Origin of the sequence: Enterobacter sp. 148H3 (assembly GCF_034107425.1) — a bacterium.
GTDB classification, from domain to species: domain Bacteria; phylum Pseudomonadota; class Gammaproteobacteria; order Enterobacterales; family Enterobacteriaceae; genus Enterobacter; species Enterobacter vonholyi.
Map to the genome: position 1 here is coordinate 1 of NZ_JAWNEI010000045.1, position 1,429 is coordinate 1,429.

General features: G+C 57.5%; 1 protein-coding gene. It reads right to left on the bottom strand.

The genetic code is table 11. The annotated features are described in order from the left end of the window. Positions 1-1,429, bottom strand: a 1,429-nt coding sequence (locus USH94_RS22600; RefSeq protein WP_320731352.1) for a DNA topoisomerase, incomplete at both ends; no start/stop codon positions are given.

Genomic DNA, 1,429 nt, shown 5'->3' on the forward strand with positions numbered 1-1,429 from the left:
CGGCAGCGGTTTGGTTTTTTTCTCGGAAATCACCACCTCGCGGCAGGTTAATGTCGCCCCGGTTTGCAGACGACTGATGGCCTCAAACGCGCTGCTGTTTTCGTCCTCCTCTTCGTCTTCCTCCGCATCGCTAAGGAACGCCGTAAAACCCGCGTCCGTGGTTTTACGCGCCGAAACTTTAAACATTTCGTCGCCGCATTTAATCTCCGCGATCGCCTCGTCATAGCGCTTTTTCGCCACGAACTGCGCGAGATAAAACTGTGCGATGGCGAGATAAACCGCCTTTTCCCTGTCGGTAAGGCGGCTTAAATCCGGCATGTTTGTCGTCGGAATAATGGCGGTGTGGGCGGTCACTTTTTTACTGTCAAACGCCGCGCTTTTCTGCGCCGTATCTGTGGCAAGGCCGTTAAAAACGTCGAGCGTTTTTAAGGCCGCCACCACCTGCGGTGCGTCGTTAAACTGTTCGTCGGACAGATACGAACAGTCGGAGCGGTTATAGGTAATGTATTTACCGTCCTTGAGTTTCTGCGTGATATCGAGCGTCTGCTGCGCGGTCAGTTTATGACTGCGGTTCATATGCACCTGGAGGCGCAGAAGGTTAAACGGCAGCGGGGCGGCTGTGGTTTTTCCCCGGTCAGTGGCCGCCGCGAGCACGCTGGCCGGTTTTCCGGCCAGCGTTCTGGCGAGCCCTTCTGCCCAGGCCTTATCCGTCAGGCGTTTTTTATCGTCAACCGGCGCGTATTCGGACGTCTGCCAGCGGGCGCTGACGACGTCCGTGCCGCTGACAAACTGCCCGGCGAGCTGGTAGTAAAACGCCTCGCTGTGTGCCTGATTGTCGCGCCACCGGCGCACAATCATACCCAGCACCGGCGTCTGGACGCGGCCAACCGAAATCGTGCCCTTATAGCCCTTATCACGGGCTTTCAGGGTATAGCAGCGGCTCATGCTGAAGCCAAAAATGGCGTCACCGGCGCTGCGCATCAGTGCTTTCAGATACATCCCACGAAAATCGCTGTTATCGCGCAGGGAATTGATGGCTTTTTTCACCGCTGGCGCGGTGTTGTCGTTAATCAGCGCCCGCTTCACCGGGCGCGTATTACCGGCGAACTCCAGCACCTCGTCAACGAGGAGCTGGCCTTCGTCGTCCGGGTCACCGCAGTGGACAATCATTTTGATATCCGGGCGACGAATCAGCTTCACCAGGGTGTTGGCCTGTTTTGCCACGCTCGCTTTGGGCTGAAGCTTAACGGGGTACAGCTTCAGCGGCAGGGTGTCGAGCGACCAGGAGGCATAGGCCGGGTTGATCGTCTCCGGGGGCACCATTTCCAGCACGTGGCCGACGCAGTAGCTCACAATGTCGGTGGACGATTCAAAATAACCGTCGTGGCGGGTAAAGTTGCCGCCGAGGGCTTTCACAATATCGGTCGCA